Source organism: Pseudomonas sp. KBS0710 (genome assembly GCF_005938045.2).
GTDB lineage: Bacteria > Pseudomonadota > Gammaproteobacteria > Pseudomonadales > Pseudomonadaceae > Aquipseudomonas.
The window spans coordinates 3,448,344-3,473,488 of the sequence record NZ_VCCF02000001.1 but is presented as its reverse complement, the minus strand read 5'-3'; the positions used below and the strand labels follow the sequence as shown (position 1 = coordinate 3,473,488).

At 61.3% G+C, this 25,145-nt stretch carries 26 protein-coding genes and 1 tRNA gene; 10 read left to right on the top strand and 17 right to left on the bottom strand.

Annotation, left to right across the window (positions count from 1 at the left end):
- The first annotated feature begins 1 nt into the window (after position 1).
- The 3 genes from uvrC to FFI16_RS15570 all read left to right on the top strand — a co-directional run bounded on the left by uvrC (position 2) and on the right by FFI16_RS15570 (position 2,557).
- Positions 2 to 1,825: an excinuclease ABC subunit UvrC gene (gene uvrC / locus FFI16_RS15580; RefSeq protein ID WP_138815548.1), complete on the top strand. Its 1,824-nt coding sequence runs from the start codon at positions 2 to 4 to the stop codon at positions 1,823 to 1,825.
- A gap of 32 nt (positions 1,826 to 1,857) precedes the next feature.
- Entirely contained in the window at positions 1,858 to 2,418 is a 561-nt protein-coding gene (gene pgsA / locus FFI16_RS15575) for a CDP-diacylglycerol--glycerol-3-phosphate 3-phosphatidyltransferase (RefSeq protein ID WP_138815549.1), read from the top strand.
- Between the two features lie 63 nt (positions 2,419 to 2,481).
- Positions 2,482 to 2,557 (top strand) — tRNA-Gly (locus tag FFI16_RS15570).
- A gap of 149 nt (positions 2,558 to 2,706) precedes the next feature.
- Here the strand turns inward: FFI16_RS15570 and FFI16_RS30695 are convergent.
- Positions 2,707 to 2,835, bottom strand: a complete 129-nt coding sequence (locus tag FFI16_RS30695) for a hypothetical protein (protein WP_256666263.1) — start codon at positions 2,833 to 2,835, stop codon at positions 2,707 to 2,709.
- Between the two features lie 731 nt (positions 2,836 to 3,566).
- On the opposite strand from FFI16_RS30695, the gene FFI16_RS15565 reads away from it, so the two are divergent.
- Positions 3,567 to 3,686 carry an Mpo1-like protein gene (locus FFI16_RS15565; RefSeq protein ID WP_218571884.1) on the top strand — a complete coding sequence of 40 codons (120 nt, stop codon included), beginning with the start codon at positions 3,567 to 3,569 and terminating at the stop codon, positions 3,684 to 3,686.
- Positions 3,687 to 3,720: 34 nt separating this feature from the next.
- Here FFI16_RS15565 and FFI16_RS15560 read toward each other — a convergent pair whose 3' ends face one another.
- From FFI16_RS15560 to FFI16_RS15540, 5 genes are read right to left on the bottom strand one after another with little or no spacing between them, the layout of a single operon-like run.
- Positions 3,721 to 4,950, bottom strand: coding sequence for an alginate lyase family protein (locus tag FFI16_RS15560; RefSeq protein ID WP_138815550.1), 1,230 nt, complete (start codon positions 4,948 to 4,950; stop codon positions 3,721 to 3,723).
- Complete coding sequence (locus tag FFI16_RS15555; RefSeq protein ID WP_138815551.1) at positions 4,947 to 8,015, bottom strand: efflux RND transporter permease subunit; 3,069 nt, start codon at positions 8,013 to 8,015, stop codon at positions 4,947 to 4,949. The genes FFI16_RS15560 and FFI16_RS15555 overlap by 4 nt, the downstream gene beginning before the upstream one ends.
- The gene (locus FFI16_RS15550; protein WP_138815552.1) at positions 8,012 to 9,130 is read right to left on the bottom strand and encodes an efflux RND transporter periplasmic adaptor subunit; all 1,119 of its coding nucleotides are present in this window, start codon (positions 9,128 to 9,130) and stop codon (positions 8,012 to 8,014) included. The genes FFI16_RS15555 and FFI16_RS15550 overlap by 4 nt, the downstream gene beginning before the upstream one ends.
- Before the next feature lie 16 nt (positions 9,131 to 9,146).
- Complete coding sequence (locus FFI16_RS15545) at positions 9,147 to 9,956, bottom strand: MipA/OmpV family protein (RefSeq protein ID WP_138815553.1); 810 nt, start codon at positions 9,954 to 9,956, stop codon at positions 9,147 to 9,149.
- Positions 9,953 to 11,434 carry an efflux transporter outer membrane subunit gene (locus FFI16_RS15540; protein ID WP_138815554.1) on the bottom strand — a complete coding sequence of 494 codons (1,482 nt, stop codon included), beginning with the start codon at positions 11,432 to 11,434 and terminating at the stop codon, positions 9,953 to 9,955. Before FFI16_RS15540 ends, FFI16_RS15545 begins: the two co-directional genes overlap by 4 nt.
- 97 nt (positions 11,435 to 11,531) lie before the next feature.
- On the opposite strand from FFI16_RS15540, the gene FFI16_RS15535 reads away from it, so the two are divergent.
- The 3 genes from FFI16_RS15535 (at position 11,532) to surE (ending at position 14,289) form a co-directional block, all read left to right on the top strand.
- Positions 11,532 to 12,221, top strand: coding sequence for a response regulator (locus FFI16_RS15535; protein WP_138815555.1), 690 nt, complete (start codon positions 11,532 to 11,534; stop codon positions 12,219 to 12,221).
- A 5-nt stretch (positions 12,222 to 12,226) separates the two neighbouring features.
- Complete coding sequence (locus FFI16_RS15530) at positions 12,227 to 13,402, top strand: cell wall metabolism sensor histidine kinase WalK (protein ID WP_138815556.1); 1,176 nt, start codon at positions 12,227 to 12,229, stop codon at positions 13,400 to 13,402.
- A gap of 104 nt (positions 13,403 to 13,506) precedes the next feature.
- The gene (surE, locus tag FFI16_RS15525) at positions 13,507 to 14,289 is read left to right on the top strand and encodes a 5'/3'-nucleotidase SurE (protein WP_138815557.1); all 783 of its coding nucleotides are present in this window, start codon (positions 13,507 to 13,509) and stop codon (positions 14,287 to 14,289) included.
- Between the two features lie 7 nt (positions 14,290 to 14,296).
- Here the strand turns inward: surE and FFI16_RS15520 are convergent, their stop codons facing one another.
- Entirely contained in the window at positions 14,297 to 14,728 is a 432-nt protein-coding gene (locus tag FFI16_RS15520) for a MarR family winged helix-turn-helix transcriptional regulator (protein ID WP_138815558.1), read from the bottom strand.
- Positions 14,729 to 14,894: 166 nt separating this feature from the next.
- On the opposite strand from FFI16_RS15520, the gene FFI16_RS15515 reads away from it, so the two are divergent.
- Positions 14,895 to 15,038 (top strand): hypothetical protein, encoded by a 144-nt coding sequence (locus tag FFI16_RS15515; RefSeq protein ID WP_371923605.1) that lies wholly within the window; start codon positions 14,895 to 14,897, stop codon positions 15,036 to 15,038.
- A gap of 80 nt (positions 15,039 to 15,118) precedes the next feature.
- On the opposite strand, the gene FFI16_RS15510 is transcribed toward FFI16_RS15515, so the two are convergent.
- Positions 15,119 to 15,712 carry a TIGR00730 family Rossman fold protein gene (locus tag FFI16_RS15510; RefSeq protein WP_138815559.1) on the bottom strand — a complete coding sequence of 198 codons (594 nt, stop codon included), beginning with the start codon at positions 15,710 to 15,712 and terminating at the stop codon, positions 15,119 to 15,121.
- A gap of 114 nt (positions 15,713 to 15,826) precedes the next feature.
- Positions 15,827 to 17,245, bottom strand: coding sequence for a PLP-dependent aminotransferase family protein (locus FFI16_RS15505; RefSeq protein WP_138815560.1), 1,419 nt, complete (start codon positions 17,243 to 17,245; stop codon positions 15,827 to 15,829).
- Between the two features lie 209 nt (positions 17,246 to 17,454).
- Between FFI16_RS15505 and FFI16_RS15500 the strand changes: the two genes are divergently transcribed.
- Positions 17,455 to 17,910 carry a carboxymuconolactone decarboxylase family protein gene (locus tag FFI16_RS15500; RefSeq protein WP_138815561.1) on the top strand — a complete coding sequence of 152 codons (456 nt, stop codon included), beginning with the start codon at positions 17,455 to 17,457 and terminating at the stop codon, positions 17,908 to 17,910.
- A 161-nt stretch (positions 17,911 to 18,071) separates the two neighbouring features.
- Here FFI16_RS15500 and FFI16_RS15495 read toward each other — a convergent pair whose 3' ends face one another.
- The 7 genes from FFI16_RS15495 to FFI16_RS15465 form a co-directional block, all read right to left on the bottom strand.
- The gene (locus FFI16_RS15495) at positions 18,072 to 19,103 is read right to left on the bottom strand and encodes an alpha/beta hydrolase (protein WP_138815562.1); all 1,032 of its coding nucleotides are present in this window, start codon (positions 19,101 to 19,103) and stop codon (positions 18,072 to 18,074) included.
- A gap of 15 nt (positions 19,104 to 19,118) precedes the next feature.
- A complete protein-coding gene (locus FFI16_RS15490) occupies positions 19,119 to 19,574 on the bottom strand; it encodes a GNAT family N-acetyltransferase (protein ID WP_138815563.1) in 456 nt (151 codons plus the stop codon).
- A 150-nt stretch (positions 19,575 to 19,724) separates the two neighbouring features.
- Positions 19,725 to 20,501 carry a hypothetical protein gene (locus FFI16_RS15485; RefSeq protein ID WP_178112685.1) on the bottom strand — a complete coding sequence of 259 codons (777 nt, stop codon included), beginning with the start codon at positions 20,499 to 20,501 and terminating at the stop codon, positions 19,725 to 19,727.
- Positions 20,502 to 20,699: 198 nt separating this feature from the next.
- Positions 20,700 to 20,906, bottom strand: coding sequence for a hypothetical protein (locus FFI16_RS15480; protein WP_138815565.1), 207 nt, complete (start codon positions 20,904 to 20,906; stop codon positions 20,700 to 20,702).
- Entirely contained in the window at positions 20,903 to 22,852 is a 1,950-nt protein-coding gene (locus tag FFI16_RS15475) for an FUSC family protein (protein ID WP_138815566.1), read from the bottom strand. Before FFI16_RS15475 ends, FFI16_RS15480 begins: the two co-directional genes overlap by 4 nt.
- Positions 22,852 to 23,760, bottom strand: a complete 909-nt coding sequence (locus FFI16_RS15470) for an HlyD family secretion protein (RefSeq protein ID WP_138815567.1) — start codon at positions 23,758 to 23,760, stop codon at positions 22,852 to 22,854. The genes FFI16_RS15475 and FFI16_RS15470 overlap by 1 nt, the downstream gene beginning before the upstream one ends.
- Positions 23,761 to 23,770: 10 nt before the next feature.
- Positions 23,771 to 23,959: a DUF1656 domain-containing protein gene (locus FFI16_RS15465; protein ID WP_178112684.1), complete on the bottom strand. Its 189-nt coding sequence runs from the start codon at positions 23,957 to 23,959 to the stop codon at positions 23,771 to 23,773.
- Between the two features lie 126 nt (positions 23,960 to 24,085).
- On the opposite strand from FFI16_RS15465, the gene FFI16_RS15460 reads away from it, so the two are divergent.
- Positions 24,086 to 24,934 carry a helix-turn-helix domain-containing protein gene (locus FFI16_RS15460; protein ID WP_138815569.1) on the top strand — a complete coding sequence of 283 codons (849 nt, stop codon included), beginning with the start codon at positions 24,086 to 24,088 and terminating at the stop codon, positions 24,932 to 24,934.
- Here the strand turns inward: FFI16_RS15460 and FFI16_RS15455 are convergent.
- Positions 24,888 to 25,139 carry a hypothetical protein gene (locus FFI16_RS15455; protein ID WP_138815570.1) on the bottom strand — a complete coding sequence of 84 codons (252 nt, stop codon included), beginning with the start codon at positions 25,137 to 25,139 and terminating at the stop codon, positions 24,888 to 24,890. The two genes, FFI16_RS15460 and FFI16_RS15455, sit on opposite strands and share 47 nt — an antisense overlap.
- Positions 25,140 to 25,145 lie beyond the last annotated feature (6 nt).

The window sequence follows — 25,145 nt, the reverse complement described above, 5'->3', positions numbered from 1 at the left end:
CATGACCACACCGTTTGATCCGAGTGCCTTTCTCTCAACCTGCAGTGGCCGCCCTGGCGTGTACCGCATGTTCGACAGCGAGGCGCGCCTGCTTTACGTAGGCAAAGCCAAAAACCTGAAGAACCGCCTGGCGAGTTACTTTCGCAAGACCGGGCTGGCGCCGAAAACCGCCGCCCTGGTCGCGCGTATCGCCCAGGTTGAAACCACCATCACCGCCAATGAAACCGAGGCGCTGCTTTTAGAGCAGACGCTGATCAAGGAATGGCGACCGCCCTACAACATCCTGCTGCGTGACGATAAATCCTACCCCTACGTGTATTTGTCCGACGGCGACTTCCCACGCCTGAGCATTCACCGTGGGGCGAAGAAGGCCAAGGGCAAGTATTTCGGCCCGTACCCGAGCGCCGGCGCGATTCGCGAAAGCCTGAGCCTGCTGCAAAAGACATTTTTTGTGCGCCAGTGCGAAGACAGCTTCTACAAGAACCGTACGCGGCCATGCCTGCAATACCAGATCAAGCGCTGCAAGGCGCCTTGTGTCGGCCTGGTTGAACCTGCGGAATACGCCGAAGATGTGCGCCATTCGGTGATGTTTCTCGAAGGGCGCAGCAATGCCCTCACCGATGAACTCTCCGGCGCGATGGAGCAGGCCGCCAGCACCCTGGATTTCGAACGGGCCGCCGAGCTGCGCGACCAGATCTCGCTGCTGCGCCGCGTGCAGGACCAGCAAAGCATGGAGGGCGGCACTGGCGACGTCGATGTGATCGCTGCCTTCGTCAACCCCGGCGGCGCCTGTGTGCACCTGATCAGCGTGCGTGGCGGACGAGTGCTGGGCAGCAAGAACTTCTTCCCGCAGACCGGTATCGACGAGGAAGTGGCCGAAGTCATGGCCGCCTTCCTTGGCCAGTACTACGTGAGTAGCCCTGAGCGCGACTTGCCGTCCGAACTGATCGTCAACGTGGTGCATGAGGACTTCCCCACGCTCATCGAGGCGATCCACGAACTGCGCGGCCGTGAGCTGGATATCAGCCACCGTGTACGCGGCACCCGCGCGCGCTGGCAGCAACTGGCGGTGACCAACGCCGAACAGGCCCTGGGCGCGCGCCTGGCCAATCGTCAGCACGTTGCGGCACGTTTCGATGCCCTGGCCGAAGTCCTCAACCTCGACGAGCCGCCCCAGCGCCTGGAATGCTACGACATCAGCCACTCCAGCGGCGAAGCCACCGTGGCCTCTTGCGTGGTATTCGGGCCGGAAGGGCCGATCAAGTCCGATTACCGGCGCTACAACATCGAAGGCGTCACCGCCGGCGATGACTACGCGGCCATGCACCAGGCCCTGACGCGGCGCTTCAGCAAACTCAAGGACGGCGAGGGCAAGCTCCCCGATATCCTGCTGGTGGACGGCGGCAAGGGCCAGTTGTCCATGGCCCGTGACGTGCTCAACGAACTGGCGGTGCCTGACCTGATCCTGCTCGGCGTGGCCAAGGGTGCCACGCGTAAGGCCGGTTTCGAGACGTTGTACTTGAATGATGCCGCCCATGAGTTCACTTTGAAGGGCGACTCGCCTGCATTGCACCTGATCCAACAGATTCGCGACGAAGCCCACCGTTTTGCCATTACCGGCCACCGCGCGCGCCGTGGCAAAACCCGGCGAACCTCAACCCTGGAAGGGGTGGCAGGGGTTGGCCCGACGCGCCGTCGCGACCTGCTTAAACATTTTGGTGGCTTGCAGGAGCTATCCCGTGCCAGCATTGACGAAATAGCCAAAGCACCCGGTATCAGTAAAAAGCTCGCAGAATTGATTTATGCAAGTCTGCACAGCGAATAGAATGCCTTCTCACCTCGTAGCCAGTTGTGCCGATGAATATCCCTAATCTGATCACCGTTCTACGCGTCCTGCTTATCCCGATTTTCATTTTGTTGTTCTACTTGCCCTACGAATGGAGCTATGCCGCCTCCAGCTCGGTGTTTGCCTTTGCCGCCGCGACCGACTGGCTCGACGGCTACCTGGCACGCCGCCTGGAACAGAGCACACCCTTCGGCGCGTTCCTTGACCCTGTGGCCGACAAACTCATGGTCGCCGTCGCCCTTGTCCTGCTGGTGCAGGAACATGGCAACCTGTGGCTGACCCTGCCGGCCGCCGTGATCATCGGCCGCGAGATCGTCGTCTCGGCCCTGCGCGAATGGATGGCCGAAATCGGCGCCCGCGCCCACGTGGCCGTCTCCAACATGGGCAAATGGAAAACCGCCGCGCAAATGCTTGCGCTGGTGATTTTGCTGGCCAACCCATCGGACTTCTCGGTATGGGTGCTGATTGGCTACGCCTTGCTGCTGATCGCCGCGGGCCTGACCCTGTGGTCCATGCTTCAGTATTTACGCGCCGCCTGGCCGCACCTGCGCACCACCGTTGAAAAGAAATAAAACTTTTTTGAATCAAGGGGTTGACGTGTGTTCTGGAATCTATAGAATGCACACCACCAAGACGCGGGAATAGCTCAGTTGGTAGAGCACGACCTTGCCAAGGTCGGGGTCGCGAGTTCGAGTCTCGTTTCCCGCTCCAAACACAAAGAAAAAGCCACTCTAACGAGTGGCTTTTTTTTGCCTGCGATTTAGGTAATAGACGCTTCGGCGTCTTTTTTCCTGGACGACAGCAGGCAACCGCCGAGTTCCCGAGCCGCGTCGTTGTAGCACCGATGCTCTACACGCATATCACCCCCAATCGCCACGGATGTGTCGGCGCACGTCGAGCAGATCCTGTCGGATCAGGGTGTCGACACTGTGGGAGATGGTCAGGCCCGCGTCGGGAAATCGGGGCTGGCGAGTGACGAAGGCAGACATGGGAATACGCAGATCCTCCACGGCGATGGGCTTGGTATCTAGCAGTGCAAAATATAGTTGCTTGTGGGGTCTGCAGACATGCTTCGGCTGGGTAGGAAAACTCCATCGGGAAGGCCCTTGGCCATATGTCCAACCCAGCCGGTGTGACAGATAACTGCGTCACTTTTTATTGGCGAGGGCGTTGGGATCGGTTGGTTTCCTTGACCGCAAACATCAGACAGCGCACCGCTTCACGATCCTGTTCTGACAATAAGCGGTAGTAGCGGATCAGTCGCTCTTCCGCTCGATTGAGTGGGCGGGTGCGCAGGGATGTACCGACGGCGGTACGCAGTGAAGCAATAATCGAAGTATTTAGCATGAATCTGGCCCTTCATGAGGCGAATGGAGGCATGGGCGTCTTGCCCGGAACAACTGAATACATAACGTTTATCGAAGAGATGGGCTCGTCATTTTTCGCGACTGTTAGGTTTTTCAGAAGGGGCCGTCGGAAGTGCTTGGTAGAGGTGTAGGAGCAATCTTTAAAAGCCGACTGAATCGAGGCGCGATGGAATGGAAGCCTGCCAAACTGGCATCAGTCGTCAGGTTGCCGGTGAGAAGGTGAAAACCTGTCAAAAAAGGGAAGCCTCCTTGAATACTCTCTGCGCAAAGGCAACTGATTGTGTGGTGTGGTGCGACCATGCCTGGGAATTCTGAGGAAGCAGTCAGGGTATCTATGGTGAGAGTTCCTTCGCCTGGGTGGGGCATTCCTTATTGAGCACAGCCGGCCTACCACCTTCCGGCATCCCCTGAGCAGTTTCAGGGGCGACTGGAAAATGTGGTGGGACATGCTGAACGGCCGGCTACCGCTCTGAAATGTGGCTGCCGTGAAGGTGCATGGATGGACCCTTACGGCACCAGTTCATTTTTGGACAGGCCGTATTCCCCCAGCGAATAGAGCAATGTTCCATACCCCAGTTGGTCGTAGCCGCCGCTGTTCGGCCCATAGTCGCCACCGCCACCTTCCACCTGGACTTTGTGCGCGAAAGCTTTCACGTTCGGCGCGTCGAGGCCTTTAAGCACGACGTAGTGGTTGTAGAGCAGTTCCCATATCGGGCGGATTTCTCCCCGGTGGACGGCCGATATGGCCGTCTGTTTGAACGCGCTGTTGATGAAGGTGGTGAACGGCACGGCCTGGCCTAGGTTGTACTTGGCCACATACTCGGCGCCTTGCAGCACGCGGTTGTTCTGGTAGCCGAACAGGTCGTCGCCCTGGCTCCAGGCCATTTGGCAGAAGCTGCCGAGCAAAGCGATGTCGAGCAGCGTGTGTGCCTGGTCACGCCCGCTTTCCTGGACCTGGCCCAGGCCATTGCCGTAGAGATTCCACACCACGTGTTCAATGGAACCGTTGCCGGCGCCATGCTTGAAGTAGTTGACCGCTTCATCATAGATATCGCGGCGGTCGGTCAGCACGCCAATTGCCAGCATCGAGTTCATGTTGGCCAGGTCCCAGTTCGCCCAATAGTGATCGACCAACGCGTTATTGTGATGCACCAGGAAGTCATGGTTCATCGGGTAGAAGACCGTGAGCATCATGCTCTGGAACTGATGAAAGTCCGCAGCCTTCCACTTTGAATAACCGCGCAATAATTCTGCGGCATTGGCGAGTTGGTAACCGTACAGGCCTGATGCCAGGAATCGGTCCGAGGTGCCCTCAATGGCCGTGAGGGTGGTGGACCACTGGTTCAACAACGCCACGGCTTTGTCGGCATACGCGGGGTCGCCCGAGAGCTGCCAGCGCAGTGCCAATGCGTACGCTGCAGCAGCATCGTTGAATAACCTGGCGTAGTTTTCCGGATGCCGGCCATCCGCGCCCCGATAAACCACCGCGACCGGGCTCGGGTTCCAGGCCAGTGATGCGTGTCGGTTGGCGATCAGCTTCTGCCAACCAGCCAGCCACGGTTGGTTATGGTTGGCCAGTTTTTCGCGGATGCGTATGAAGTCCTGTTCGGTCTGCAACAGGCCTGGGTGGACGAACGCGGAGGCTTGAGCGCCGATACTCATCGACAGCGCGCCAAACAGCACGGCCCCGAGAGTTATGCACTTGATATTGCGCTTTGCCTTCAACGAAAAATTCATGGTGTGTTCGCCTTGATGTGTGAATGTTTACGCGGTGTGAACAGCAATACGTACAGCACCGGGATCAACCCCAGGGTGACCAACGTGCCCAGCGCCAGGCCGCCCATCAGCGTGATCGCCATGCCCTTCCACAGCGGCCCGGCAAACAGCATCAGTGGCACCAGCCCGATAATGCAGGTCAGTTTGGTCATGACGATGGGGCGCAGGCGTTTCACGGCGGCGTTCACCACCGCCTCGTACACTGGCAGGCCCTCGTGGAGTTCGGCCTCGATACGTTCGAGCAGCAACACGGCGTTGTTGACGATAATGCCCGCCAGGGACAACAGGCCGAACGTGGCCATGAAGCCGAACGGGTAACCGGTGATCAGTAGCGCAACGGCCACGCCGATCAGGACGAAGGGGATCGCCGAGACCACAATCAGCAGTTTGCGAAACGAATTGAACTGCCAGACGAACAGCAACAGCATGGCGATCAGCGCGTGGGGCAGGTATTGCAGCAACGCCTGGTTGGCGTCTGCCGAGTCTTCGATTTCACCGCCCAGTTCAATCCGATAGCCCGGCGGCATGGGGAGTGCCGCCACCTGCGGTGCCAACTGCTCGACGATGGAGGTCGCCGTCAACGATGGGTTGTGTCCGACCACGGTAATGGCACGTTCTTGATTGCGCCGCATCAGCGTCGAGGGTTCGCTGGAGGCGACGATACGGGCAACGGCCGTCAACGGCACGGGCGTCGAGCCGTCGGCCGGGTAGACCAGGATGCCGCGCAGATCGGGAGAGGCATCGGTTGTGGTCGACGGCTCGCGCACCACCAGCGGGACGCGGGTCTGGTTGTCCTGCAACGAAGACACCTGGAGTCCGCCGAAATGCAGTTGCAACGCCTGGGCAATGGCTTGGGTGTCGACACCGGCGCGGCGCGCACTGTGCTGATCGACCTCGACGGTGTACCGCGCCAGGCGTGTGCTCCAGTCATCGCGCACATCCAGTGTGCCCGGCAAGTCACGCAGAGCTTTTTCGATCTGACCGGCCAGGTTGCGCAATACCTGTTCGTCCGGGCCCAGCACGCGATAGATCGCGACACCGGCCTCGGTGGTGCCCAGGGAAAAACGCTTGGGCTCGGCGCGCAGTTCCGGGTGTTGCTTGAGCAGATAGCGGCGCGTGTTGGCAATCACCGCATCGATATCCGTACCGGCCTTGACGCTGACGGTGAAGTACGCAGTTTCCGGTGCCGGCAACGGCGGGTTGAGGCCCAGCACGATACGCGGCCCGCCATCGCCGACGTAGCCGATACTGTCGGCCACCTGGGGTTCCTTGCTCAGCCACAGGCTGATCTCACGCACGCTCTGCAAGGTCTTGCGCGAACCGCTGCCAGGCTCCAGGGTGATAGGCACCTGGAACTGCAAGCGGTCGGACTGAGGCAGAAAGTCATACGGCACGCGCATCAGTTCAAAAATGGCGGCGGCCAGTAACACCAACATGGCAATCAGAAACAGCACCTTGTGCTGCAGCACCCGGCGAATGACGGCCCGATAACCTCGGTAAAAGCCGCTGTCGTAGCTGTCCTCTGAGGCCTTATGGCGTGGGGGCTTGGCAAAATACAGGCACAGCAGCGGCGTGACGGTAATGCTCAACAGCCATGAGCCGAGCAGGGTAAGGGCGAGCACGATGGCCAATGAACGCAGGTATTCATTGGTGCTGGTCTGGCCGAGAAAGAACGGCGAGAACGCCAGCACAATCACCAGTGACGAGGTCAGCAATGGAATCGCCAGGGTACGCCCGGCGTCCTCACAGGCCTGGCGTCGATCCTCACCGGCGTGGAGCCGGCGCTCGATGTCCTCGGCGATCACGATGCCGTTGTCCACCAGCAGGCCGAGCGCGAGGATGATTGCGGCGATCGACACGGTTTGCAGCTCGACACCGAGCATGCGCATGGCGATCAGCGTACCGAGGATGGTCAGCGGCACAATGGCGCCCACCACCAATCCGGTGCGCCAGCCGAGGAACAGCATGACCACGGCCATGACGATGACCACGGTTTCGATCATCACATGCTTCATCTTGGCCATCTGCTGATCGACCACATCCGCCTGGAACGTCACCATATGGGTGCTGAAACCCAACGGCAGTTGCTGTTCCAGCTGGGCCAAGCGCTCACGCAAGGCCACGCCGAATTGATGAACGTTCTGTCCTGGCGCCATGGACACCGCCAGCACCACGGCATCCTGGCCTTGATACACCGCAGCGGTCTGGGGCGGGTCGGCAGCCATCACCGAGATCTGCGCGATGGCGCCGAGTGCTACCGATTGCGCGGTGCCGTCGGCGTCGGGCAGTTGGATCGGCAACTGGCGCAGTTGCTCCACGCTGAGCACTTCGCCGGTTACGGTCAGGGTGGTGATTTGCCCGCCAATGTCGGCGATGCCGCCGGGTGCCAGCACGTTTTGTTGCTGCAATTGCTGAAACAGTTGCTGGGGAGACAAGCCCAGCCCCGCCAGGCGCTGTGGGTTGAAATCGATCGACAGCTGCTGCTCCTGCACGCCGTGCAGCGTCACCTGGCCAATGCCCGGTAACCCGCCCAACTGATCGCGCAGGCGTTTGAGCGGCCCGCGCATCTCGCTCATGCTGTAGCCGGGCGCAGTAATCGCGATGGACGCGACGGCGACGCGTCCGAAATTATCATCGACAAATGGCCCTTGGGTTCCCGCTGGAAAGCTGGCGCCGGCCTCGGCGACTTTATTGCGCACCTGCTGCCACAGCACGCCCAGGTCCTTGATCTCATCGCGGGCCGTCACCTGGATGACCACGCTGCCGGGGTGGACGGTAGTCACGATATTTTTGATCTGCGACAGCTCGCGCAGTTTTTCTTCGGTAGGCTGGGCCAGCAACTCCTCGGCGCGTTCGCTGGGCAGGCCGGGGAATTGGATACTCACCAGCGCATCGCGGATCGTCACCGAGGGTTCTTCCTGGGTCGGAAAGCTCAGGAACGTGGCCACGCCTGCGAGCAGGATCAACAAGGCAGTGAATAAGGTCAGGCGGCTCGCGCCCAGAGCGTGACGGGTCAGGTTGATCATTCGGGTGTGCTCAAACGGCTGGAGGGCGCGAGCAGGTTGACGGGCTGGCCTTCGGTGAGGAATGCCACGCCGGTGACGACCACTTGCTCGCCGTCCTTGAGGCCGTTGTCGATGGCGACACGGCCCTGGTCGATCAGGCCGATCCTGATCTCACGCAGGGCGACCTTGCCCTGGGCCGGGTCATAGACGAACACCTGCACCTGGCTGGCGTCGCCCTCCATGCGTAGCGCCTGGGTCGGAATCGACAGCGCGAGCGCGGCAGGCGCCGCCAACTGAACGTTGAGGTTCACGCCGCTGGGGAGCACGAGGTCGTGGGCGTTCAGGCGGAAACGCGCGCTTTGCAACAGGCCGTTCTGCGCGCGCGTCGACAAGCCCTCGAGCACCAGCGGCAGGCTTGAGCCGGGTGCTGCCGGGTCGCTGGCGACGGCGTGGTCGCCAGGCTTGAGGCCGACGGCCTGTTCCACCGGGATTTGCACGATGACTTGTAACGCGCCGCCGGCCTCCAGCTCCATCACCACTTGGCCGGGCGACAACTCGCTGTACAACTGCGCGGGTCGTGCCACGACGCGGCCGTCAAACGGCGCAATCAGTTGGCCCTGGCGCTGATCGCGTCGTACCAAGTCCAGTGCAGCTTCATCGGCAGCCTGCTGTGCGACGGCAGCCTGCCACGCCGCTTCGGCTTGCTCCACGGCGCTGGCCGCGACGCTGCCCTGGGCATACAGCTGTTGCTGGCGGAGTTTGTTGCGCTTGCGCTCGCCGGTTTGCGCCACACTGGCGAACAGCGCCGCCTGCGCTTGTTTCAGACGCAAGCGCACAGCCGCCGTGTCCAGGCTTGCCAACACCTGGCCTTGTTTTACGCTATCGCCGACGTCGACGTTCAGCGCCACCAATCGGCCCGCGCCTTCGAAGGCCAGGGCCGCGCGTTGTCGTTGGCGTACCACACCGGTCAACGGCGCAGCGTAGGCCTCTGCGGCGTGTACGGTGGTGATTTTCACCGACCTTACGGTCGGCTCCGGCGCCGGTTTCTCGCGCGAACAGGCCGCCACCATCAGGCAGGCAACGCCGAGCAGCAGGGGACGGCCCCAAAGACGGAACAACTGAGCAAAACCCTGCATGCCTGGCGCCTCGTTATCAGAAGGTGTAGTTGATGGCGAACATGCCCATGCCGGCGCTTTCACGCCTGACCAGCGGGCTGTTACGGGCCTGGTCGGCGTACTGGGTCAGCGTCAGGCTGACCAGCGTCGACCAGTGCGCGTCCAGGCTGTGCTGCCAGTTCAAGGCGGCAGAGTAGGCGTAGATCCCAGCATCAGCGTCGTATCGCCCGTAGAGTGAACGTTGGCTCTGTGCCTGGGTGACGCCGAAGAAAGTCTGGTTGTAGCGGCCATCGCCGGCATGGGCGTCGATGTCCAGGGCCAGGGTATCGCTGTCGGTATGAACCAGGATGCCTTCCAGGCCAAAGCGGTAGCGGTTGCCACGGTGCTCGCCGGCCATGCGCAGTTCGGCTTCGCCGCTGACCGACAGCCAGTCAAGCAGTTGCTGGCTGAGGGTGAAGTCGGCGACGGTGGCGCCGTTGACATCGCCCATGCCTTTCAACTCGCGGGCGCCCGGGCGGCTGGTGCTATCCTTTTCCTTACGGCCCAGGTCGTAGTTGATCGCCGCGCTGGCGCCAAAGCCGCTGTCGGATTGAAATTGCAGGCCCACACCACGGGTGGTGTCGGCGAACAGCACACCGTGCTGGATTTTGAACATCGGCAGCACAAGCGCGCGGTAGCGGTCTGCACCCATGTAGCGCGGCGTGACACCCATGCCAAGGCCCAGGGTGGCGGTGGTTTTGTCGGCTGCCTGGCTGGCGTCTGCCGCCTGTGCCGGGGTCGCCAGCGTGCAGGCCATCAAGACGGCGCCCCACAGCACGGTGCGGGTAGGGGGAGTGTTCAAGTTCATGGTGAAACCCTTTCAGCGGAGGAAAATAGCGGTGCGCCGGACAGCGCGCGATACAGCGCGAGGCGGTTGAACAATAATTGGTAGGTGGCCTTGCGTAATTCGATGGCCGATTCAGTCAGGCGAATGGCCGCCGCCGGGTGCTCCGAACGTGCCGCCGCACCAGCGACAATCTGTTGGTCAAGACGCTTGGCCTTCAAGGCGGTCAATGCCGCCAGATCAATTTGCGTGGTGGCGTTGGCCAACGCTTGCTGACGTTGAGCCAACAGGTCGGCGATTTCGCGGAAGGCGTCCTGCACGGTCTTTTCGTATTGGGCGACGGCGGACTGTTGGCGCGCGGTGGCCAGGTCCAGGTTGGCCTGGTTGCGGCCACCGTCGAACAGCGGCAGGTTCAGTTGCGGGGTGAACAACCAGGCGCCGCTGCCGGATAAAAACAAGGTGCTCAAGTGCGGGCTGGCGATGCCGGCGCCGGTGCTCAAGGTGATCGAGGGGAAGAACGCCGCTCGCGCCGCGCCTATGTTGGCGTTCGCGGCGTGCAGGACCTGTTCGCATTGGCGTACATCGAAGCGTTGCAACAGCCGATGGGACGAGAGTTCGATCAGCCAGGGTGGGGGCTGCAGGTCAACTGCAGGGTCTGTCGTGGCCGCTGTCGAAGGTGCGGCCTGATACCCGGTAACCCACGCCAACGCCTGCTGTGCACTGGCATGATCGGCGCTTGCGTCCTGCCATTGCTGGGTGGCACGCCGAGCTTCCATGCGTTGGGTGTCGACTGTGTCCTGGGCGATGAGGCCTTGCGTTTGCTGGCCGACGAAAACGCTCAGCAACTGGTTCTGGTTGTCGAGCATGGAGTGCGTGTCGGCCTGCACGCTTGCTTGCAAGCGCTCCTGTAAATACAGGCGCGCCACTTCAACGATCAGCGCCTTGCGCGTGGCGAGGGCGCCGTAGTGCGTGGCCAGGTAGTCATGCTGCGCCGCTTCGGACAGGCTGCGCACCCGGCCGAAAAAATCCAGCTCGAAGTCCGAGATGCCCACGGAGGCCACCGCGATGTCCTGCCCATAACGCTCGTCGGCAGCCTTGTCGTGCAGATGCTGGCGGTTGCGTTGCAGCCCCAGCGCTACCGTGGGCAAGCGATCGGCACGGGACAGACCAAACTGGGCACGGGCTTGCTCTACGCGCAGCAACGCCAGGCGCAGGTCGCGGTTGTAGTCCAAGGCTTGTTCAACTATTGCCGGCAACTGCGCGGATGAGTCCAGGCCGGCCAACAGTTGTTTTTCCTCTTCGCTAAGCGCTTCTACGCTGTTGAACGTGGAGGAGGGTGCGCCTGTTACCCGTGTACCTTGCAGGTTGCTCGGCACCGGCAACGCGGGCGTCTGGTACGTCGGCGCCAGCGAACAGCCGGTCAGCATGCCGACCAGCAGCAAAACCGCGCCGAGGCGTTCAGGCAGCTGGATAGGTTTGGACAGCGATGCAGTGGTCGGCATAGGATCGGTTCGCGAAAGTCGGGCGTAGGGCAATACTGCCCGCGGACTTTCAATAAACCGTGCGTGAATTATCAAGGTTTCATCAAGAGGCTTCTTTGTGTCAGGAAAACGTATCCTCATCGTCGAAGACGACGCCGACAGCGCCAACATTCTCGAAGCCTATCTGCGCCGGGACGGTTTTGAGGTGGCGCTGGCCGAAGACGGCCAGCGCGGTCTGGACCTGCACAAAAGTTGGCGGCCCGACCTGATTCTGCTCGACGTGATGCTGCCGCGCTTGAGTGGCACCGAGGTGTTATCCGCCGTGCGGCGCAGCAGTGACACGCCCGTGATCATGGTCACGGCCATGGGGGACGAGCCGGAAAAACTCGGCGCCTTGCGCTATGGCGCCGACGACTATGTGGTCAAGCCCTACAGCCCGCGCGAGGTGGTGGCGCGGGTGCACGCGGTGTTGCGGCGCACCATGGGCAGCCAGCCGGTGGAGCAGCTGTTGCGCCATGAAAACCTGCGAGTGGACCTCGTCGCCTTTACCGCGGCCATTGAACATCGCGATGCACCATCGCAACTGCTGGATCTGACGCCCACGGAGTTCAAATTGTTAGTCACCTTGCTGAAGACACCCTCCAAGGCGTTCACCCGTGATGAGCTGCTGGAAATCTGCCTGCCGGAAAGCGAAGCCCTGGCCCGCGTTGTCGACACCCATGTGCACAACCTGCGGCGCAAGCTCGAAACCCATGGCATCGCCGGGGTACTGGTGACGGTGCGCTCCATTGGCTATCGGTTCAGGTAAGCAGCATGTTTGAGAAATCACGGGTCAACGACAAACCTCTGTGGCGCTGGGTCGGTTTGCGCATGAGCCTGTTGGCGATTGGCGCGGTGGTGGTGATCGCCATTTGCATGTGGATCAACTTCAGGCTGTCGGACCGGTATTTTTTGCAGCACCTGCCGCCAGCGGCGCGCGAAGAGTTGCTGCAGCTGCGCGCCGAGCCGCAGCTCAACGAAAAACGTCTGCGCCAACTGGTTGCCGAATATTATCCGGTGGAATTCTTCCAGCCGGACATGGCCAACCGAGACTGGCTGATTCTGGCTTGCCTGGTGCTGGCGGCTATTCCGATCATCATCGTCTGTGGCTTGTGGTTTTCGCGACCCTTGTCCAGCCAGTTCTCGGCGATTGCCCAGGGCGCGCGGCGGGTCGCCGGCGGTGATTTCCTGACGCGCCTGCCGGTTCACCGCGCCGCACCCGATGAGCTGCAGCGCCTGATCAGCGACTTCAACAGCATGACCACGCAACTGGAGCGCTACGAGCGTGATGTACGCGAGTCCAGCGCGGTCATCGCCCACGAACTGCGCACGCCATTGAACGCTGCCATGGGCCGGGTGCAGGGCATGCTCGATGAGGTGTTCCCCAGCGACACCGCGCAGTTGGGCATGGTCAAGCGTCAGCTTGATCAACTGCGAAAACTGGTGGATGACCTGCACCTGTTGTCGATGGCCCGGGCCGGCCGGTTGGTGCTGGAGCGCAGCGATTTTTCCCTGGCGGCCCTGGTCGCCGAGCGCCTGGCCTGGTTCCAGCCGCAGCTGGATGAGGCCGGCGTGCGCACGCAGATCAGTATTGCCGACGGGCTTCGTCTGCGTGCCGATCGCGATCGCCTGGGCCAGGTGATCAATATCCTGGTGGATAACCTGCTGCGTTACGCGGCCGGGGGAGGCGAATTGAGTGTGATGGCGCATCGTGTCGACGACTGCATGGTGATCGAGATCGGAGATCGAGGCCCTGGGATCGAAGCGCAGCATCTGGACAGTGTGTTTGACCGCTTCTGGCGGGCGGAGCGCTCCAGGGCACGTTACTCGGGCGGCAGCGGGTTAGGCCTGTCCATCGCCCGTGCGATCTGCCAGGCCCACGGCGGAGCCATTACCGCCAGCAACCGCGCCCAGGGGGGCACCCTGATCAGAGCAGAATTTCCAGTGTGATCGTAATGTAAGTGCCTATATGTAGATAGCTATTTAAATATAGGTAATAATGCCGTCTACGGCGTTAACTCCAGCGCCTGGTGCGGCATTGACGGGGCGTGGCCATGGCGAACGGACAACATCGATTTGAACGAATTCTGCTGACCAATGACGATGGCATTGATGCCCCAGGGCTCAAGGTGTTGGAGCGTATCGCCAGCCAATTGGCGAATGAAGTCTGGGTTGTTGCACCGCTGCTTGACCAAAGCGGTACCTCGCATTCATTGAGCCTTCATGCCCCTCTGCGCCTGAGCTACCACGGAATACGCCGGTTTGCGGTCACCGGCACGCCGGGAGACTGCGTTGCTGTGGCGCTCGGGCATTTGCTCAATCACGACAAGCCGGACCTGATTTTATCCGGCGTGAATCGCGGGGCGAACCTGGGAACGGAAACGGTGTTCTCGGGCACCATCGGCGCCGCGATGACGGGACTGTTGTTTGGTATCCCGTCCATTGCGCTGAGCCAGGCGTTTACCGACCGTACCGCTGTGCCTTGGGGAAACGCGCTCAACCACGGGGCCGCCGTTATTGAGCACCTTATGGCGATGGAGTGGCCCGAGGACGTTTGCCTGAACGTGAACTTTCCGAGTTGTGCGCCGACTGCCGTACTGCCCTTGAAAATAACGCGCCAGGGCAGGGGGCGCCTGGAGGGGGTGTCCGTGCGCTCGGAAAATGACCCGCGCGGTCTGGAATACCATTGGCTTCAACTGGAGAGGCATCAAGGGCCAGATGAGCCTGGAACGGAAACGGCTGAAAATCTTGCCGGGCACGTCACCGCAACGCCGTTACAGTTCGAGCGTACACATGCGACGGCGAGCGTGATGCCTGAAAAACTGATTGAAGGATAAAGCGAGTTCAGCGTTCCTCGGCGCGGCCATAGTGGCTTAGTTTGTCCATCAGCAGCCCGGCCGCTTCCAATTGCTTGCACTCGCTGGCCGTCAGGCAGGCGTTGACCGCTTCAGCCAGCCACTCATCGCGGCGCTGACGGCTTGCCTGCAGGACGTTCTGGCCTTGTTCGGATAGACCGATCCAGGTGCGTCTGCGATCTTCGGTGTCAGGCGTTCGGGTAATCAGGTCTCGGGCCTCCAGGTCCTTCAACAGCGACGCGAGGTTGGATGAACGTAAGTTCTCCGCCTCGGCAATTTTTGAAGGCGTTGCCATGCCGTCCATTTGACTGATGGCACTCAACACCAGCATCTGTGACCACGTTTCGGGATGATTCTGCGCCTCTTGGCGCAGGCGTTTGTTCAAGCGCGTAAAGCGCCCGCGAAACGATGAAATATCCATGCAGCGGTACCTTGAAAAACCTATGAGATTGTAGCTAAATCGAGCCGGACGCGCTGCGTTTGCTCTTGCCTGCCAGTTTGAATGTATCGAACGCTTTGACCGGGGAGCGTGGTCACTGTTTCGGCTGCTTAGCCGCGGGCACGTCAATGGAAGAGCCGAAACCCGCGTGGACCTGACTTTTGTGGTTGCCGATGGATTAATGCGTTATTGCATTGGTGCGCAAAAGGCCAACAACCCGATCACCCAGCGCAGCTTTGAAGGGTTTGCTTTACCTCAGACCCTGCCGAAGTGTGGCTTCTCAGCGGTTTGATAAAAGGCGGCTTACCAGCCTTCACAAATGAGTACTCAATTACGCACATCGAAACCCGCCAGGACCTGAAAGCATTCAGATCACTGAGCGCCGATCCATTTCGTCACGGTCGGCGCCTGCCATCGTTCAAGCGCATCGATCAGCGCCACCGGGTCGGTATCGAACACCACCATCTCGCTGTGTTCGGTCTTCATGAAGCCCTCACTCGCCGCATGATTGAGCAGGCTGCGCAGCGGTTCGAAAAAGCCCTCTATGTTCAAGCACGCGACGCCTTTGTGGTGTTCGCCGAGCTGCGTCAGCGTGGCCACCTCGAACAATTCTTCAAAGGTTCCCAAGCCACCGGGCAGGGCAATGAACGCGTCCGCGCATTCGCTCATGCGGGTCTTGCGAGTGCGCATGTCGGGTGTCACTTCATGCCGGGTCAGGCCTGGGTACAGGTGCCCGAGGTCGTACAACAGTTGGGTGATGATGCCTACAACTTCACCCCCCTCGGCGAGCACGGTGTCGGCCAGCACACCCATCAAGCCTTTGCTTGTGCCGCCATACACCAAACACACATCGCGCCTGGCGATCTCTCGGCCCAACGCCCGGGCGCCTTCGGCATAGGCTGGGTTAAAGCCGTGGTTGGAGCCGCAGAACACGGCAATGCTGCGCAGCGGAGAAGCGCTAATCATGGAATTGATCCTGGGGTTGGATTTCAGGCAGGCAAACTGGATCTGCATGATGTCGTCGCTTGGCCCCCCTACCAAGAGCCAAGAATTGGCCGCGAGCATGGGCCGTGAGCTTGGTCAGAGCAGCGCCAGGATTTTTTGCCCAAGCCGTTCGGCACTGGCTTGCGAGTCGATGTTGGCGAAACCGAGCATCAGCCCGCAGTGGGTTTGGGCACCGATGCAACACTCGCTCAAGGCTTCGGCGTAGATCCCCGCGTGCCGCAGGCGCTCGACCAGCGCACGGTCTGATTGTGGCCCGGTCAATCGCAGGATCAGGTGCATGCCGCCGGGTTGGGCATCGATGTGAATGTGTTCGCCCAAGGCATTGCTCAGGCCTTTGACGACTGCTGACCGGCGTTCGCCGTAGAGTTTGCGCATGCGCTGGATATGACGGGCGAAGTGGCCCTCGGTGACAAAGGTCGCAACGATGGCCTGGGTCAGCTCCGGGACGCCGCCGAGGAACGTCTGGGCAACCTGCTCGAAGCGTTCGACCTGCGCCAGCGGCACCACCAGATACGCAATGCGAATGCCGGGAAACAATACTTTGCTGAAGGTGCCGGCGTAAAGGACGCGACCCTCGCGGTCCAGACTCTTGAGCGCGGGAAGCGGGTGGCTGACGTAACGGTACTCGCCGTCGTAATCGTCCTCGATGAGCCACGCTTGCTCTCGACTTGCCCACTCCAGCAGTTGCAAGCGTCGTGGCAACGACAGCGACATGCACAACGGGCTCTGATGGGCTGGCGTGACCACAGCGGCACGTGCACCGCAAGAGTCGTTAATGGCTTGCGTAACTTGCATGCCGTCCTGGTCCACCGCAACCGATTGCACGCCGATCTGCAAGTATTCGAGCACCTGGCGGGTAGGGGGGTAACCGGGATTTTCGACGAGGACGCGGTCGCCCGGGTGCAGCAGGGCGTGCACGATCAGCGTCAGGGTGTTGCGGTAGCCCGAAGTGATGAATACCTGCGACGGCTGGCAACTGATGCCACGCGCCAAGTGCAGGTAGCCGGCGATCGCGCTGCGCAAGGGCTCCAGGCCCTGTGCCGATGGATTGGCCATCTGCGCAACCCCCGTTGCGCGCACGCAACGAGCGCCGATCTGCGCCCAGATTTTGCGCGGGAATTCATCCAGCGCCGGCAAGGCCATCTGAAAGGGCAGCACCGGCGACTTTTGCCGCAGCGCGGCGCCCGAGACTGGGCTCAAGCTGGCTGCCTCTCGGCTGCGGGTTGCCTGTACATTGAGCCCTTGCGCTACTACCGTACCGGCCTGGCCACGCGACTGAAGGTAACCTTCGGCGGTCAGTAACGCGTAGGCGGTATCGACGGTTCCCCGTGCCAGCCCCAGCTCTTTAGCGAGTGCTCGAGCCGCGGGAATGCGTTCGCCCGGTGCGAGTACCCCGTCGGTGATCGCACTGCGAAACCGCGAGTAGATCTGCCGGTAGATCGGCTCCCTGGAGCTGGGGTTGATGGGCGAAAAGCGATTGACGGGTTTTCTCATGCGCGGGCTCTGAAGGCGACAGTGTCGCAGGCTTAAACAACCACCCTACAAGTCTCATGACCTGCTTCAAAGGGCCATGAATCGCTTCGGCGACTGGGCCATGACGGTATAAACATGGCCTATGGCATTAACCAAAACATGGCTCTTCAAGCATAGGCCAAGCGGCCCCACGATGCAGTCCTCCAAACAGCAAACCCCGAGGATTCATCATGACTCACCGCATCAACTACTCCAGCGCTTCCCCTGAGGGTTACAAGGCCTTCGGCAATGTGTACGGCTATTTGCTCAAGAGCGGTTTGCCCACCGAGTTGATCGACCTGGTTTACCTGCGGGTCTCGCTCATCAATGGCTGTGCGTTTTGCATCGACATGCATTCTCGCGACCTGCTCAACCTCGGTGTCGCGACAGAAAAACTGGTGTTGGTGCCGGTGTGGCACGACGCCGGGAATGTCTTCACCCCGCGTGAACGCATTGCACTGGCCTGGGCGGAAAGTGTCACGCGGGTTGCCGAAACCGGCGTTCCCGACGCCGTCTATGCGGCCGCTGCCGCTGAGTTCAGCGAAAAGGAATTGGCCGATCTCACCTACGCCATCAGCTTGATGAACGCCTTCAACCGACTCGGCGTGGCATTCCGCTCGAAACCGGCAGCCGCCGAAAAAGCTTGATCCCATACGCTCTCGCCGGGTTTCGAGGCCCGGCGAACCCTTTCAAATGTCGGCATGGCCTTGCTGGGCGACTCGACGTTGATGCCGCGGATACTCTGTATCGCGGTGATCCTGGCAGGCGTGATTGGGCTCAAACTGGTCTCGGTGAATTGAGGCGGCCACTAGCCTGGCTGTCCGCTAAAGTTTCTACTTTGCAGCCAGGTATTTATGACCTCAACCAGTCCCGTCTTGCACTCCACCGGCAACCAATGCCCGCCGGATAAGCTGGTTATGCTGAGGTCTGCGCAAGCTGCACGCATGGGATCGCCCAACCGATTGCCCTTGATGGTGTTCATCGGGTCGTAATCGCCGTTCACAAACAGTACCGGCAACGACAGGCGGCCGCCATTGGGCGCGCGGTGGGCGTAATCGATGTTGGCAGCGTCGTTCAGGTACCACGCGCAGGGCGCGCGGAAACCATGCGCCTCGAAACTGCGTACCAGTGCCGCGAAGTCCGCCTGTGGCCACAGCGCCGGGTCGGGTTGGGTGGGTGGCGCCCGATGCGCCTCGCCAAACCGCCCGCCTTTGCGGGTGACTTCGGCGTTTGATGCCACCTTGCTGATATTCGCCGGATCACCGCGTCGATAAATCGACGCCAGCGATGCGGCTTTATCCGCATCAAGATCAGCGACAGCACTCGCAAAGTGCGTGTTGTAGTAGCGGTAGTAGTCCCATTGACCGTCTGGGTACTGGTTTGCCGGATAGAGCGTGCGGTCCACCAGCGGCACGAGCGTGGGCAGTGCGTTGGTGCTCGGGAAGTAGGGCACCGACACCAGCACCACGCCGCGGCTGCGCTGCGGTTGATGGGCGGCCAGTTCACCCGCCACCACGCTGCCCCAATCGTGGCCCACCCAAATGGCGGGCGCTCCACCGAGATGGTCATGCAACTCGGCCATGTCGGCCACGATGTTTTCAAGGGTATAGGCGTTGGTGTCGGACGGCGCAGAGGAACCGCCATAGCCGCGCATGTCGGGTGCGACGCAGTGCCAGCCTTGGGCGGCGAATGCCTCGATTTGCGCGCGCCAGATCAGGCTGAGCTCGGGCCAGCCGTGCAGGAATATCATCAACGGCCCATCGGCCGGGCCCGACTCCAGGTACTGCGTGGTATGGCGGGGCGTGTGGTAAATACGCGAAGTCAACGTGAATGTGGACAAAGGAAATCCTCCCGATTAACGCACGAACTTTACATAGACAAGCTCAGGATCATGCTCATCAAGGTTCTCGATTCGCCCGCTGGGTATAAAACCGGCCCTGGCAAGCATGGCTTGGGACGCCCGGTTGGAGGCATTGGTTGAGGCAAACAACTTGGGCGTTTTGCATAACGCTTCTGCGCCCGCCAATAATTGCAGCGCCAGACCCTGGCGTTGATGTATCGGTGACACGACCACCAGCGCAACAAAGTCGTAGCTGAAAAACTCATCAGTCAACACCAGGTAGCCTGCACATTCACCGGCGGTGACGACGACCAGGCATCGTTGGCTGATCACCGCGTCATGGATAAACACGCGCCGATGAGCGTGGGCTGTGGCGTAGGCGTCCAACTCGACCAGGGCGCGTACGTCATCAGGCGTAGCCTGGCGGATTAGCCGGTTTTCAGGGGCCGGCGGGTGTCGGTCTTGGGCCATGGGAACCACCGTTGGAGCGAATGGGTAAGGTGTTAGTGTTGAAGGTGTTTGCAGTGTTCAAAAAAAAAGTAAAACGGGCAAATGCATCAGCAGCATACAGGTAGCGCTGGCCTTGAGCGCCTCCTTGGCCAGCGCTTTGCCGTTAGCGTGTCAAGCGCCAGGCCTGACGCGGAATGCCAGGAAGACCGGGCCGGCCGGGAAGGTACTGACTTCCAGCTCATCGAGTGGATTGAGCGTGTTCGTTCGCACCCCTGCGTTGCTGTAGAGCGTATGGCTGCCCGATGCCGCAATGTTGATCTTGCCGGCCCCCGCCTGGATCAGCGTGGCCTTGAACCCTTCAGCCACATTGTCACCCAGGGTGAGTGTGACGTCAGTGTTGCTGATCACCAGGATCGACTTGCCTGAATCGGCCATGGTCAAGGGCCTGCTGGCCGTGATTGAGGCACTGGTGTGCACGTGGCCCCCGGCGTGGTAGGTGACCATCCTGGGGTCGGCGAAGACGCGCGCGAAGGTGCCGACATAGTTGACACTGGCGCGCATGTCGTCGAACTGTTCCAACACATAGGTGCCGATGCTGCCGGAGACGTCTGTGCTGGGGTCCAGCGCCCATTTGCGCCCTACCATCAGCCCGATCTGGGTGTTGGCACGCACACCGGCGCGTAACTCTTCCAGAAAAAGTGTGCTGATCTGGCCGCCACCCTTGCCCTGGGCATAGGTAAAGCGGGCAATGGAGTGGCTATCGCCGGTAGGGCTGCCCTGGGAGGTATCGACCTGGTAGTCGATGTAGTCTGCCGAGACGATGGTGCTGGTGGTGTTGGCGTTAGGCGCCCAGGTGAAATCCAGGACTCTGCCGGTTTTGATCTGCTCCTGCGAGACGGTGGTCTGGGTGGTTGTGGTAGAGCCTGACTGCTTCAAATCGTCGTTCATGCTACTCATCCTTAAGTAAAATGCGTGCTTGGGTGTGGGTCGACATGGCCCGAAGCGTATGACCGCCGTCATAGCGCTGTTTTTCTACAGCGCAAAAGTGGTTTCACTTATTTGGCTGTATATAAATACAGTAGTTGGGGTTTTCCTTCACGCTATTTTGTCGACGAGTGGCAGGCAGGCTGGGTTGATCGCGGGCCTTTATCGACCTGAAGCGGACGATGGAGGAGGTTCCTCCGAGTTTGCCTTATGCTCGGCTGCATCACGCTCAGCACGCCGTTTCTGCGCTTGCTCCTGTTTGAACTGCTGCTGCCAGCGCGCCAGCGCCTCAGCACCGTCCGAGGCCTGGGCGGTCATTGCAACACACAGGATCAGCCCTGACAGCGCCGCGATAAAAAGTGTCTTCATGTTCGTTCACCTTGGTTGTTTAAATTCAAGTGCGCGCCGCCTTCCGCACGGGCGTATTGCGCCAGCAGATCGGCTGCATCCTGGTAGCAACCCGCCAGCTCGCGTGCGCCCAGGCGCGTCAATGCGCGCGCAGTGCGTCGGGCCTGGAGGGCATTGAGCGCAGGGTGGGCGGCAAACCGGGACAGGCGCCGGGCGCCACTTTGTGCGCAGCGTGCGCTGGGTGTGTCGGGTGGCAGATGCCGGGCCTGGTCTTGCAGGCGTTGCAGGCTGCGGCTCAGTTGCAGTGACAGATAGCCAGCCGTGTGAAGCAGTGGGGCATCAGGGCCAGTGAGCGCCTGCAACGACACGATCCGGTGTTGTTGCCTGGCCTGCCACTTCAGCAGGTCCATGCGTGCGCCATCGCGCAATAACTGTCGGGTGCTGGTGTGAACGGCGCGCTTTATCGCGCGCACGTGGCGCTCGGCGTTTCTTGGCAACAGCTGGAACGCCAACAGGCAAATCGCCAGTGCCACCAGCCAGGCGAGGGCCTGATTGGCAAAATCGATGAAGTCGTATTGAGCAGTCCCGGCGGTACTGACCAGCGTGTTAAAAGTGACCAGGTAGGCAATGCCCTGAAACGCGTGTCGCGGCCGGGTGGTGGCCTGAATACCGATGATCCAGAAGGCGCTCAGTACGACGATGAGCAGCGCAACGCCACTGATATGAGGCAGCAGCAGGAACTTGCACACCGTCGCCGCCAACACGCCGTACAGCGTGCCCTTGAAGAACGCCGCAACGCCACGAGTGGGCGCCGCAGTGGCCGCCAGCAAGGTGCAATAGGGGCCTAAAACCGCCAGCAACGACGGGCCTTGGTCCCAGGCCGTGAGGTACCACACGGCGGCGGTGGCCAGCGTTGCGACCAGGGCGCGAATGCCATTGCGCAGTGCATCGCCATAGTGGCGGTGAAAACCGACCGCACGGGCGGGCGCCGGTGGTGTGCGCTCAAGGCAGGCAAAGCACTCCAGGGCGCTGGACAAGTCCGCCAGCGGCTCGCTCAGCCGCGCGGGGTGTTCAGGTTCATCTTCAAGGCGGTCTTGCAGGGCCTTGACCTGCGCGGCGGTCGTGAAAAAGTCCGGGCGGGCTTCGGCCATTTGCTGCAGCGCCTGGCCCGTGTGAATACACGCCGGTAAAGCAGGCGCACAGGTCGGCACGCTGTGCAGGACGGCGGCGTGCAAATATGCCAGCCCGGCCTGAAGGGTCGACAGCCGGGCGCGGATCAGCTGTGATTCACCTCGACCGATCCCGAGCAGGTCATCCACCTTGGCGATATCGCTGGCGAGTTGGCCTTGCTCAACTCTGGACGTCTCACGTTCGCCGCTATAGTAAGTCGCCAGCAACCGCAGTGTGCGCGAGCAGACATCCCCAAGCACTTGCTTGAGTTGCAGCTCGACCGTCTTGCGCCCGAACAGTGTGGCCACCAGGCTCAAGCTCAACACGCCGAGCGCCACCGCCGATCCCCGTGTGACGATATGATCGAAGGCTTGCGCAGGGGCGACGATCGCCGGGCCGAGGGCCAGGCAAACGGTGTAGCCGGCGACCACGGCTGCGGTGGCGTGGTAATGCCGCAGCAGGGTCATGGCGGCGACACACAGCCCAAGCCACAGCCCGATTGCGAGGATGAACAGCAACATTTTCTGCGTAAACAAACCCGTCAGGACCACGGCCGCGATCAGCCCCAGCGCGGTGCCCAGCGCTCGATAGAGGCCTTTGCCAACCGCCGCGCCCTGTAGCGGATGAATCAGCAGTAACACGGTCGACGTCGCCGAGAAGGGTGAGTCCAGGTTCAGCTGCAGGCCCAGCCATAGCGCCAGGGAGGCGGCCGCCAGACTGCGAAACACGTAACCCGACGAGCCGGGTGTCCACACCTTGGGCATTACGGCCAACACGCGCGCCACCGGCCCCGTCATCACAGGTACTCCTGCAGCCAGCGAGTCAGTCGCCAGTGCGGCTCGGCACCGGCCTCAGTGACTTCGACGCTGGCGGTCATGCCTGCCGCCAGCTCCACACCCGCTGGCACGCTGTCCAGTTCAATGCGTACCGGCACGCGTTGCGCCAGGCGTATCCAGCTGAACGTCGGCGCCACTTGGGGCAAGCCGCTGTCGCTGCGCAACTCGTTACCGTCGGCAATCCCGCGGCCGATACTGGCGACATGCCCTTTGAGCAGCGGGGCAAACCCCATCAGCTTGATCGAGGCCGGCGCACCCACCCGAACGCCCGGCAGCTTGGTCTCTTCGAAATACCCGGTGACCCAGAAACTGTGGCTGTCGACCACATAGATATTGGTGCTGCCCGCCACCGCGTAATCACCCGGCTGCAAGCGAAGCTGAGTCACATAGCCGTCGACTGGGGAACGAAGGGTGGTGCGCGCCAGGTCAAGCTGCGCCTGGGCCAACTGGCTCTGAGCGGCGTCCACCTGCGCTTTGGCCACGGCCAGGTCCTGGGCGGCATTGTCGGTCTGCTCCCGTGCAATGGCGTCGCCGAGTTGCTGGCGCCGCCTGAACTGCGCGCTGCGCTGCTCAAGCACGCTACGCGCCTGGGCCAGTTCGGCCGTGCGCTGTTGCTGGGCCAGCAGGTAGGCGCGCTGATCAATCTGATACAGCAACGTACCCTTGGCCACCCACTGGTTGTCGCCCACCCGCAACTGTTCGACCTGGCCGGACACCTCGGGTGCAATGCGAATGACCTGCGCGCTGACGCGCCCGTCGCGTGTCCAGGGTGCCAGTACGTAGGCACGCCACAACTGGGTGCAGAAAAACACCGCAAGCAGCCCGAGCCCAAGGGTCACCAGGCTCTTGAGGATTTTATCGAGTGTCATGGCAGGCCCCTCACAGCTTCAATACCAGTATTGAAAGGATCACCACGGACACAAAGAACCGCGTCAGGCTGGGGTGCCAGGTCCAATCCAGCCAACCGCGCAGGAGGCGTTCGAGCACCGCGTAAATCAGCGCGGCAGCGCCCATGTAGAGCAGAAAAGGCGGCAGGTAGAGGTTGGCAATCGTGATTTCGCTAAGCATTGCGTGAGTCTCGCCATCGGCCTTCACGCTGAAGGCCCTGTTGACGATGGTAAGAAATACTCATATGTGCCGATATTGAGTATGCTGCCAACTTATAATCAAATTCGGACACGCGAGTACCCGGCAATGGACGACACCACGCTCTACACGGTTGACCAGTTTGAGTTTGATGCGCTGCATCAGCCTGCGGTCGCGATGATGCTGGGCACCCAGCGCCATAACGCCGAATACGCTGTACACCGCCACCGTAAAGGCCAACTGGTGGTGGCCTATCACGGCGGCATTGTGTGCACCGTGGAGGATGGCGTGTGGATGGTGCCGACAGGGTTTGGCGTGTGGATCCCGGCCGAGGTTGCGCACAGCAACCGCATCACCGCCAACGGCAAGGTCGGGTTTTTATTCATAGAACCGGGGGCCGCCGCGCTGGCGCAAAAATGCTGCACCCTGGTGCTGTCGCCGTTGATCCTGGAGTTGATCAAGCACCTGGGCGCCCTGGAGCAGGATTATCCGGCGCACAGTGCAACCGCGCGCTTGGCGAGCGTGCTGCTCGAACTATTGGAGCAAGCGCCTTCGGAGCAGCTGTACCTGCCGCTGCCGGCCTCGACGCAACTGCGTGCTATCGCGCGCAGCTTGGCACAGGCCCCGGAAAACCGCCGCACCATGGCCGATTGGGCGCATCAGGTGGCGATGAGTGAGCGGTCGCTGGCGCGGTTGGTCAAGCACGAAACCGGGCTGACATTTGGCCAGTGGCGCAAGCAATGGCAAATCATTGTGGCCTTGCAAAGCCTGGCCGAAGGCGAGTCGGTACAGCGCACCGCCGAGGCGTTGGGGTATGAGTCGGTCAGCTCCTTTATCAGTATGTTTCGCAAGACCCTGGGTTCATCGCCGGCACGTTATATCCGCAGTACCCAGCCCGCCAATCGTGCGCTTAATACTGATCCACCAGGCGCTGCAACTGCGGGTCTCGAATCGTAAACACTTCGAACAGCCCCAGCGCACGTAATGCCGGGAGCAACGCCAGCAGGTCTTGCTCGGCAATGGTTCGCTGGTGTGCATCGGTGTTTGGATCACACCAGGCCTGGGCATTCACCAGAAAGGCACCCACGCTGCCTTTGCGGATAACAATGCCGTGGCGTTCGGTCTGATTCTGGTCATCGGGTAACAGTTCTTCGGCGCGCATGCTGTG

What these genes read in the sequence shown, in the direction of transcription:
- uvrC (WP_138815548.1), top strand. Translation starts at nt 2, where the DNA reads ATGACCACACCGTTTGATCCGAGTGCCTTTCTCTCAACCTGCAGTGGC.
- pgsA (WP_138815549.1), top strand. Translation starts at nt 1,858, where the DNA reads ATGAATATCCCTAATCTGATCACCGTTCTACGCGTCCTGCTTATCCCG.
- FFI16_RS30695 (WP_256666263.1), bottom strand. Translation starts at nt 2,835, where the DNA reads ATGTCTGCCTTCGTCACTCGCCAGCCCCGATTTCCCGACGCGGGCCTG.
- FFI16_RS15560 (WP_138815550.1), bottom strand. Translation starts at nt 4,950, where the DNA reads ATGAATTTTTCGTTGAAGGCAAAGCGCAATATCAAGTGCATAACTCTC.
- FFI16_RS15555 (WP_138815551.1), bottom strand. Translation starts at nt 8,015, where the DNA reads ATGATCAACCTGACCCGTCACGCTCTGGGCGCGAGCCGCCTGACCTTA.
- FFI16_RS15550 (WP_138815552.1), bottom strand. Translation starts at nt 9,130, where the DNA reads ATGCAGGGTTTTGCTCAGTTGTTCCGTCTTTGGGGCCGTCCCCTGCTG.
- FFI16_RS15545 (WP_138815553.1), bottom strand. Translation starts at nt 9,956, where the DNA reads ATGAACTTGAACACTCCCCCTACCCGCACCGTGCTGTGGGGCGCCGTC.
- FFI16_RS15540 (WP_138815554.1), bottom strand. Translation starts at nt 11,434, where the DNA reads ATGCCGACCACTGCATCGCTGTCCAAACCTATCCAGCTGCCTGAACGC.
- FFI16_RS15530 (WP_138815556.1), top strand. Translation starts at nt 12,227, where the DNA reads ATGTTTGAGAAATCACGGGTCAACGACAAACCTCTGTGGCGCTGGGTC.
- surE (WP_138815557.1), top strand. Translation starts at nt 13,507, where the DNA reads ATGGCGAACGGACAACATCGATTTGAACGAATTCTGCTGACCAATGAC.
- FFI16_RS15520 (WP_138815558.1), bottom strand. Translation starts at nt 14,728, where the DNA reads ATGGATATTTCATCGTTTCGCGGGCGCTTTACGCGCTTGAACAAACGC.
- FFI16_RS15510 (WP_138815559.1), bottom strand. Translation starts at nt 15,712, where the DNA reads ATGATTAGCGCTTCTCCGCTGCGCAGCATTGCCGTGTTCTGCGGCTCC.
- FFI16_RS15505 (WP_138815560.1), bottom strand. Translation starts at nt 17,245, where the DNA reads ATGAGAAAACCCGTCAATCGCTTTTCGCCCATCAACCCCAGCTCCAGG.
- FFI16_RS15500 (WP_138815561.1), top strand. Translation starts at nt 17,455, where the DNA reads ATGACTCACCGCATCAACTACTCCAGCGCTTCCCCTGAGGGTTACAAG.
- FFI16_RS15490 (WP_138815563.1), bottom strand. Translation starts at nt 19,574, where the DNA reads ATGGCCCAAGACCGACACCCGCCGGCCCCTGAAAACCGGCTAATCCGC.
- FFI16_RS15485 (WP_178112685.1), bottom strand. Translation starts at nt 20,501, where the DNA reads ATGAACGACGATTTGAAGCAGTCAGGCTCTACCACAACCACCCAGACC.
- FFI16_RS15480 (WP_138815565.1), bottom strand. Translation starts at nt 20,906, where the DNA reads ATGAAGACACTTTTTATCGCGGCGCTGTCAGGGCTGATCCTGTGTGTT.
- FFI16_RS15475 (WP_138815566.1), bottom strand. Translation starts at nt 22,852, where the DNA reads ATGACGGGGCCGGTGGCGCGCGTGTTGGCCGTAATGCCCAAGGTGTGG.
- FFI16_RS15470 (WP_138815567.1), bottom strand. Translation starts at nt 23,760, where the DNA reads ATGACACTCGATAAAATCCTCAAGAGCCTGGTGACCCTTGGGCTCGGG.
- FFI16_RS15465 (WP_178112684.1), bottom strand. Translation starts at nt 23,959, where the DNA reads ATGCTTAGCGAAATCACGATTGCCAACCTCTACCTGCCGCCTTTTCTG.
- FFI16_RS15460 (WP_138815569.1), top strand. Translation starts at nt 24,086, where the DNA reads ATGGACGACACCACGCTCTACACGGTTGACCAGTTTGAGTTTGATGCG.
- FFI16_RS15455 (WP_138815570.1), bottom strand. Translation starts at nt 25,139, where the DNA reads ATGCGCGCCGAAGAACTGTTACCCGATGACCAGAATCAGACCGAACGC.